Origin of the sequence: Streptomyces oryzae (genome assembly GCF_017676365.1) — a bacterium.
Lineage (GTDB): Bacteria > Actinomycetota > Actinomycetes > Streptomycetales > Streptomycetaceae > Streptomyces > Streptomyces oryzae.
In genome coordinates, this window is sequence record NZ_JADKMA010000260.1 from 1 (window position 1) to 8,498 (window position 8,498).

Annotated in this window: 6 protein-coding genes; 5 read left to right on the forward strand and 1 reads right to left on the reverse strand. The window is 71.1% G+C overall.

What is annotated here, in order from left to right:
• Positions 1–199 precede the first annotated feature (199 nt).
• The 3 genes from ITI46_RS31590 (at position 200) to ITI46_RS31600 (ending at position 3,624) form a co-directional block, all read left to right on the forward strand.
• On the forward strand, positions 200–814 hold the full coding sequence (locus ITI46_RS31590) for a sigma-70 family RNA polymerase sigma factor (RefSeq protein ID WP_247746897.1): 615 nt from the start codon (positions 200–202) through the stop codon (positions 812–814).
• Between the two features lie 118 nt (positions 815–932).
• Positions 933–2,438 (forward strand): IMP dehydrogenase, encoded by a 1,506-nt coding sequence (gene guaB / locus ITI46_RS31595; protein ID WP_209243366.1) that lies wholly within the window; start codon positions 933–935, stop codon positions 2,436–2,438.
• Between the two features lie 70 nt (positions 2,439–2,508).
• Positions 2,509–3,624, forward strand: coding sequence for a GuaB3 family IMP dehydrogenase-related protein (locus tag ITI46_RS31600; RefSeq protein ID WP_209243367.1), 1,116 nt, complete (start codon positions 2,509–2,511; stop codon positions 3,622–3,624).
• Positions 3,625–3,685: 61 nt separating this feature from the next.
• Here ITI46_RS31600 and ITI46_RS31605 read toward each other — a convergent pair whose 3' ends face one another.
• Positions 3,686–4,945 carry a nucleotide sugar dehydrogenase gene (locus ITI46_RS31605; protein WP_209243368.1) on the reverse strand — a complete coding sequence of 420 codons (1,260 nt, stop codon included), beginning with the start codon at positions 4,943–4,945 and terminating at the stop codon, positions 3,686–3,688.
• A gap of 256 nt (positions 4,946–5,201) precedes the next feature.
• On the opposite strand from ITI46_RS31605, the gene ITI46_RS31610 reads away from it, so the two are divergent.
• Together ITI46_RS31610 and ITI46_RS31615 are read left to right on the forward strand one after the other, a co-directional pair.
• Positions 5,202–6,908 (forward strand): glycerol-3-phosphate dehydrogenase/oxidase, encoded by a 1,707-nt coding sequence (locus tag ITI46_RS31610; protein WP_209243369.1) that lies wholly within the window; start codon positions 5,202–5,204, stop codon positions 6,906–6,908.
• A 247-nt stretch (positions 6,909–7,155) separates the two neighbouring features.
• A partial coding sequence (locus ITI46_RS31615; protein ID WP_247746898.1) for a serine/threonine-protein kinase occupies positions 7,156–8,498 on the forward strand: 1,343 nt, incomplete at its 3' end.

Here is an 8,498-nt window from a genome sequence, read left to right on the forward strand (position 1 = left end):
GTCCCCGCGGTTTCCCCCGCGGCAGCCGGGAAATCTCGCGCGTGCCGCATGCTTGTTGTATGGAGTTCCTCGGGGACCGATCGGTCAGGCGTGAGGGGAGGGCGTGGACATGAGGGCCAGTGCGCCTGCTCATAACGCTTCGGCTCACATCTACGAGCGCGGTGCGGCGGACCGCGCGGCGTCGGTGCACCATGGACCGATGCGCGACGAGGAGAACGGGCCGCCGCCGCCCGGGGCCGCGGACGCGGCCGAGGTCGCGAAGGTCGGCAAGCTCGTCCAACGCGCGGTCGAGGGCGACCGCCAGGCCACACACGATCTGCTCGCCCATGTACACCCGCTGGCGCTGCGCTACTGCCGTACGCGGCTGACCCGACTGCCCGGTGACGCGCGTCACTTCGTCGACGATCTCGCCCAAGAGGTCTGTATCGCGGTGCTCTGTGCGCTGCCGCGCTATCGGGACACCGGAAAGCCCTTCGAGGCGTTCGTCGTCGCCATCGCCCAGCACAAGGTCGCCGATCTGCAGCGGGCCGCGATGCGCGGGCCCGGTTCGACTGCCGTGCCCTCGGACGAGATGCCCGAGCGGCCCGACGACTCCCTCGGCCCCGAGGAGCGTGCGCTGCTGTCCAGCGACGCGGAGTGGGCCAAGAAGCTGCTGGCCAATCTCCCCGAACACCAGCGCGAGCTGGTGCTGCTGCGGGTCGCGGTGGGGCTGACGGCCGAGGAGACCGGACAGATGCTGGGAATGTCACCCGGCGCCGTCCGCGTTGCCCAGCACCGCGCGCTCAGCAGGCTGCGAGCGCTGGCCGAGCAGTAGTTTTCCGGAGTTCTCCGGTGTCGCGCAGGCCCGGAGGGGTTGTCCACAGGCGGTCCGGCGCACCTCGCCGGGCCGATAGCATGGACATCCGGCAGGGGCAAGGATTGGGAAAGGTGTCATGACTGAGAACGTCGACGGAGTGCCCGCGAAATTTGCCACTCTGGGCCTGACATACGACGACGTCCTGCTGCTGCCGGGCGAGTCGGACATGGCCCCGCACGACATCGACACCGCGTCGTACGTCTCGCGCAACGTACGGGTCAATGTGCCGCTGCTGTCCGCCGCCATGGACAAGGTCACCGAAGCACGCATGGCCATCGCCATGGCCCGCCAGGGCGGCGTGGGCGTGCTGCACCGCAATCTCTCCGTCGAGGACCAGGCCAACCACGTCGACCAGGTCAAGCGGTCCGAGTCCGGCATGGTCACCGACCCGATCACCATCCGCCCTGACGCCACGCTCCAGGAGGCCGACGCGCTGTGCGGCCGGTTCCGGATCAGCGGCGTCCCGGTCACCGACGCGGCGGGCAAGCTGCTCGGCATCGTCACCAACCGCGACATGGCCTTCGAGCTGGACCGCAGCCGCCAGGTGCGGGACGTCATGACGCCGATGCCGCTGGTCACCGCCGAGGTCGGGATCTCCCGCAACGAGGCGATGGAGCTGCTGCGCCGCCACAAGATCGAGAAGCTGCCGCTGGTGGACGGTGCCGGCACGCTCAAGGGCCTCATCACCGTCAAGGACTTCGTCAAGGCCGAGCAGTACCCCAACGCGGCCAAGGACTCCGAGGGCCGGCTGGTCGTCGGCGCCGCGGTCGGTGTGGCGGGGGACGCGTACGAGCGGGCGCAGGCGCTGATCGAGGCGGGCGTCGACTTCATCGTCGTCGACACCGCGCACGGCCACTCCCGGCTCGTCGGCGACATGGTCGCCAAGATCAAGTCGAACCACCCGGGCGTGGACGTCGTCGGCGGCAACATCGCCACCCGTGACGGTGCCAAGGCGCTGATCGACGCCGGTGTGGACGGTGTGAAGGTCGGCGTGGGCCCCGGCTCCATCTGCACCACCCGCGTCGTCGCCGGCATCGGCGTTCCGCAGGTCACCGCGATCTACGAGGCGGCACAGGCGGCGCAGGAGGCAGGCGTCCCGGTCATCGGCGACGGCGGCCTGCAGTACAGCGGCGACATCGCCAAGGCCCTGGTCGCCGGGGCCGACACGGTGATGCTGGGCAGCCTGCTGGCGGGCTGCGAGGAGTCGCCGGGCGAGCTGCTGTTCATCAACGGCAAGCAGTTCAAGTCCTACCGCGGCATGGGCTCGCTCGGCGCGATGCAGACCCGCGGTGACGCCAAGTCCTACTCCAAGGACCGCTATTTCCAGGAAGGCGTCAGCGGCGACGACAAGCTGATCCCCGAAGGCGTCGAGGGGCAGGTCGCCTACCGCGGCCCGCTCGGCGCTGTCGTGCACCAGCTGGTCGGCGGTCTGAAGCAGTCGATGTTCTACGTCGGCGGCCGTACCGTCCCCGAGCTGAAGGCCCGCGGCCGGTTCGTCCGCATCACCGCTGCAGGGCTCAAGGAGAGCCACCCGCACGATGTGCAGATGACGACCGAGGCGCCGAACTATTCGCGCCGCTGACCCTCGCGGGAGGGCCGGCGTTGTGTCGGTGATACTGGGGCGCGGCACACCAGAGTGAGAGGCAGTGGACGTGACTGAGATCGAGATCGGGCGCGGCAAGCGCGGGCGGAAGGCGTACGCCTTCGACGACATCGCCGTGGTGCCCAGCAGGCGCACCCGTGACCCGAAGGAGGTCTCGATCGCCTGGCAGATCGACGCCTACCGCTTCGAGCTGCCGTTCCTCGCCGCGCCCATGGACTCGGTCGTCTCGCCGCGCACCGCCATCCGGATCGGTGAGCTCGGCGGCCTCGGCGTCCTCAACCTCGAGGGCCTGTGGACGCGGTACGAGGACCCGGAGCCGCTGCTGGCCGAGATCGCCGAGCTCGACGAGGCCACCGCCAACCGCCGGATGCAGGAGATCTACGCCGAGCCGATCAAGGAAGAGCTGATCGGGCAGCGGATCAAGGAGGTCCGCGACTCGGGCGTGGTGACGGCCGCCGCGCTGTCGCCGCAGCGTACGGCGCAGTTCTCCAAGGCCGTGGTGGACGCGGGCGTGGATCTGTTCGTGATCCGCGGCACGACGGTCTCCGCCGAGCACGTCTCCAGTGCGGCCGAGCCGCTGAATCTCAAGCAGTTCATCTACGAACTGGACGTGCCGGTCATCGTCGGCGGCTGCGCCACGTACACCGCCGCGCTGCATCTGATGCGTACGGGCGCGGCCGGTGTGCTGGTCGGCTTCGGCGGCGGGGCCGCGCACACGACGCGGAACGTGCTCGGTATCCAGGTGCCGATGGCGACCGCGGTCGCGGATGTCGCCGCGGCACGGCGGGACTACATGGACGAGTCCGGCGGGCGGTATGTGCACGTCATCGCCGACGGCGGAGTGGGCTGGTCCGGGGATCTGCCCAAGGCCATCGCCTGCGGCGCCGACGCCGTGATGATGGGCTCCCCGCTGGCCCGGGCCACCGACGCGCCTGGCCAGGGGCACCACTGGGGCATGGAGGCCGTGCACGCGGATGTGCCGCGCGGCCGCCGGGTCGACCTCGGTGCCGTCGGCACCCTGGAAGAGGTGCTGCTCGGCCCCTCCCACACCCCTGACGGCTCGATGAACTTCTTCGGCGCGCTGCGCAGGGCGATGGCGACGACGGGTTACTCGGACCTGAAGGAGTTCCAGCGCGTCGAGGTGACGGTCGCCCGCTCCCGCTAGGGCTGGTTGAAGCGCCCCGCCAGGCGCCCGGGCCGGGTCCCTCAGGCGCGGGCCGGGCCCCTCACAGCCTGTGAGCCGCCCCCGTGGGGCTCGCACCACGGGTGTCCAGCAAAATCTGGGCCTTCGCGGCGAGCCCCTGCAAGTCGTAGGTGCGATGGTTCTGCAACAGCAGCGTGAGGTCCGCCTCGGCGGCGGCCTCGTAGAGCGCGTCGGCGCGGGGCACGGGCTGGCCCGCGACGCGCCACTGGGGGACATAGGGGTCGTGGTAGCTCAGCTGCGCTCCCAGTTCCTTGAGCCGGCCCGCGACTTCACGGGCCGGGGCGCCCTCCTGGCTGGCGAGGTCGGGTTTGTAGGTGACGCCCAGGAGGAGAATGCGGGCGCCGCGCGCGGACTTGCCGTGTTCGTTGAGCAGTACGGCCGCGCGCTGTGAGACATAGCGCGGCATCCGCTCGTTGACCTCCTGGGCGAGCTCCACCATGCGGAGCGGATAGCCCAGCGAACGGCTGTGGTAGGAGAGGTAGTTGGGGTCCACGGGGATGCCGGGGCCGCCGACGCCGGGGCCCGGCCGGAAGGACTGGAAGCCGAAGGGCTTGGTCTCCGCGCACCGTACGACGTCCCACAGGTCGATGCCGAGATCGTGACAGAAGACGGCCATCTCGTTCATGAGGGCGATGTTGATGTGCCGGTAGTTGGTCTCCAGCAGCTTGGTCGTCTCCGCCTCGCGCGGCCCGCGGGCCCGGACGACCTTGGTGAGCCGTCCGTAGAAGGCGGCGGCGGCCTCGGTGCAGGCGGGGGTGAGGCCGCCGATGACCTTGGGGATGGTGGCGTAGTCGTGGCTGCGGTTGCCCGGGTCGACGCGGGTGGGTGAGCAGGCGAGGTGGAAGTCGCGCCCGGCGCGCAGCCCTGATCCCTCCTCCAGCAGCGGGCGCACGACGTCCTCCGTGCAGCCGGGGTAGACGCTCGACTCGACGATGACGATGGTGCGCGGCCGCAGCCGGGCGGCCAGGGTGCGGGCCGCGGTGCGGACCGCGCTCATGTCGGGCGCCCGGCTGGGGCCGAGCGAGGTGCGGGCGCAGATCACGGCGGTACGGACGCGGCCGAGGACGGCGGGGTCGCTGCCGGCACGGAACCCCTTGGCGAGCATCCGCCGCACCTCGGCGGCGGTCAGCGGCGCGTCGCTCGGCGGCCGGCCCGCCGAGATCTCGGCGACGGTCGCAGGGTCGGGGTCGTACCCGATGGTGCCGATTCCGTTCGCCGTCGCTGCCTGGGCGAGCGGCAGCCCCGAATGGGCGAGTCCCAGCACGGCGAGATCTGCGGGCATGACAGCGGTCTTCCCTTCCCCTTATCGTCCCGGTTCCGTCCCCGGGCAGCACCGGGAGTGGCGAGCGGCGCGCATTAAGGTTAAGAGCCCATATGACAGACAAGTCGGATTGCGCGCTCAGCAGGGCCGACGCTCGGCCAAAGTCGCGGGAATGGGGGACCATCGTCAGGGGGACCACGGCGGCGGTGTCCGAGAACTGACGACGACCTGACGGCAAGACCAGTCGAGCACCAGTCGAGCAGCTTGGGAGGCAGCAGTGAGGACAGCGGCACTGGGACCGGAACAGCGCGCGGACGCGCTGGCGAGGATGGCCGAGACCGAACTGGATGTACTGGTGGTCGGCGGGGGCATCGTCGGCGCGGGCACGGCGCTGGACGCGGTCACCCGCGGCCTGTCCACCGGCATCGTGGAGGCGCGCGACTGGGCCTCGGGTACCTCCAGCCGCTCCAGCAAGCTCATCCACGGTGGGCTGCGCTATCTGGAGATGCTGGATTTCGCACTGGTGCGTGAAGCGCTCAAGGAGCGCGGGCTGCTGCTGGAGCGGCTGGCACCACACCTGGTCAAGCCGGTGCCGTTCCTGTATCCGCTGCAGCACCGCGGCTGGGAGCGGCTGTACGCGGGCACGGGCGTGGCGATGTACGACGCCATGTCCGTCTCGTCCGGGCACGGCCGCGGCCTGCCGAGGCACCGTCACCTCTCCCGCCGTCATGCCCTCCAGGTGGCACCGGCGTTGAAGCGGGAGGCGCTGGTGGGGGCGCTGCAGTACTACGACGCACAGGTGGACGACGCGCGGTTCGTCGCCACACTGGTGCGCACGGCGGCGGAGTACGGGGCGCTCGCGGCCAACCGTGCGCGGGTGGTCGGCTTCCTCCGTGAGGGGGAGCGGGTGGTCGGGGCGCGGATCGAGGACCTGGAGCAGGGCGGCGAGTTCGAGGTGCGGGCCCGTCAGGTCGTCAACGCGACCGGGGTGTGGACGGACGACACCCAGGGACTGATCGCCGAGCGCGGCCAGTTCCACGTCCGCGCCTCCAAGGGCATCCATCTGGTGGTGCCCAAGGACCGCATCAACTCCACGACGGGGCTGATCCTGCGCACGGAGAAGAGCGTGCTGTTCGTCATCCCGTGGGGCCGGCACTGGATCATCGGCACCACGGACACCGACTGGGATCTGGACAAGGCGCACCCGGCCGCCTCCAGCGCCGACATCGACTATCTGCTCGACCACGTCAACTCGGTGCTGGCCGTTCCGCTGACCCGCGACGACGTGGAGGGCGTCTACGCGGGGCTGCGTCCGCTGCTGGCCGGCGAGTCGGAGGCGACCAGCAAGCTGTCCCGCGAGCACACCGTCGCCCACCCGGTGCCGGGCCTGGTCGTCATCGCGGGCGGCAAGTACACGACGTACCGGGTGATGGCCAAGGACGCGGTGGACGAGGCGGTGCACGCGCTCGACCACCGGGTCGCCGACTGCGTCACCGAACAGGTGCGGCTGGCCGGTGCCGAGGGCTACCACGCGCTGTGGAACGGACGTGCGCGGCTCGCCCAGCGGGCCGGGCTGCATGTGGCGCGGGTGGAGCATCTGCTGGGCCGCTACGGCTCGATGACCGAGGAAGTGCTCGACCTGGTCGCGAAGGACCCCGAACTCGGGCAGCCGCTGCCCGCGGCGGACGACTATCTGAAGGCGGAGATCGTCTACGCCTGCACGCACGAGGGCGCCCGTCATCTGGACGACGTACTGACGCGCCGTACGCGCATCTCAATCGAGACCTTCGACCGGGGCGTACGGAGCGCGCGCGAGTGCGCCGAGTTGATGGCGCCGGTGCTGGGCTGGGACTCCGACCAGGTGGACCGGGAGGCCGAGCACTACGAGAAGCGGGTCGAGGCCGAACGGGAGTCGCAGTTGCAGCCCGACGACCAGACGGCGGACGCGGCACGGCTGGGGGCGCCTGACATCGTTCCGGTGTGACAGCACGCCGTGTGAGGCCACTATGTGAGAGCTGAAGCAGAGCCGAAAGCTTCAGGGGGACCCGGCCGCGGGTCCCCCGTTGGACTGGTCCTGTCCGTAATGGCTGTTGAGCGTGTGAGCCCGGGTGAGAAGTGGTGGGGCTGTGGTGTAACTGTGCCGCCCCCGTACACGTCTTGTCAGAGCGATGGTTCACAATGAAGGCTCTGCCGGGGGCGGGCTCTCACGCAGAGGGGATACAAGGGGATTCATGAGCGAGGACGCGGGACGGCTGGTAGGCGGGCGCTATCGGCTCGGGGGAGTCCTCGGGCGTGGCGGTATGGGCACCGTCTGGCGCGGCGAGGACGAAATCCTGGGCCGGCGTGTCGCGGTGAAGGAGCTTCGGTTCCCCTCCAGCGTCGACGAGGAGGAGAAGCAGCGACTCATCACCCGCACCCTGCGTGAGGCCAAAGCCATCGCGCGGATCCGCAGCGGCAGCGCCGTCACCGTCTTCGACGTCGTCAACGAGGACAGCCGCCCCTGGATCGTGATGGAGCTGGTCGAGGGCCGCTCCCTCGCCGACAAGATCAAGACCGACGGCCCGCTGGACCCGCAGCGTGCGGCCGAGGTCGGGCTCGCCATCCTCGACGTCCTCCGCGCCGCCCACCGCGAAGGCATCCTGCACCGCGATGTGAAGCCCTCCAACGTGCTGCTGGAGGACGGCACGGGCCGCGTCGTCCTCACCGACTTCGGCATCGCCAAGGTCGAGGGCGACCCCTCCGTCACCTCCACCGGCATGCTCGTCGGCGCCCCGTCCTACATCTCGCCCGAGCGGGCGCGCGGCAAGCCGCCGGGCCCGCCCGCCGACCTGTGGTCGCTGGGCGGTCTGCTGTTCGCCGCCGTCGAGGGCCGCCCGCCGTACGACAAGGGCTCCGCGATCTCCACGCTGACGGCCGTGATGACCGAGCCCGTCCCCTACCCCGAGCACGCGGGCGAGCTGCGCGAGGTGATCTCCGGGCTGCTCGTCAAGGACCCGGAGAAGCGGCTCGATGTGGACGGCGCCCGGCTGCTGCTGGAGCCGGTCGCCTCCGGCCACAAGATCCCGTCGGCCCCGGGTCCGGTGGACGGTCCCGCGGAACGTACGTCGATACTGCCGCCGGTTCCGGACGCCCCTTCCGCTTCCGCGTCCCCTTCGGCGCCCCCGTCCTCCGGCAAGAGCGAAGGGCCCGCCTACAGCGCCGGCACGACCGGTGGCAGACGCAAGCGGCGCTCGGAGGGCAGCAGTTCGGGCGAGCGCCTGCGGGGTGCCTTCAAGTCCGTCCGCAACGCCGCGGGTTCCATGGGCGCGGGGTCGGCGGGCGCGGGTTCCGCGGGCGCGGGTTCCGCGGGTGCCGGCCCGGCAGAGGCGCCGGGCCGTACGGGCTCCGGTTCGGGTTCCGGTTCCCGTTCCTCCTCCACGGCGCGGAGCGGCGGCTCCGGTGGCGCTGCGTCCGGCGGTACCCGCTCGGGGCCCCGGCACGGCGGCAACTCCGCGGGCGGCGGCAACTCCGCCGGCGGGGCGTCGTCCTCCGCCGCGAGCGCCTCGGCCACGCCGCCCGCGAGCCCTCCGCGCCC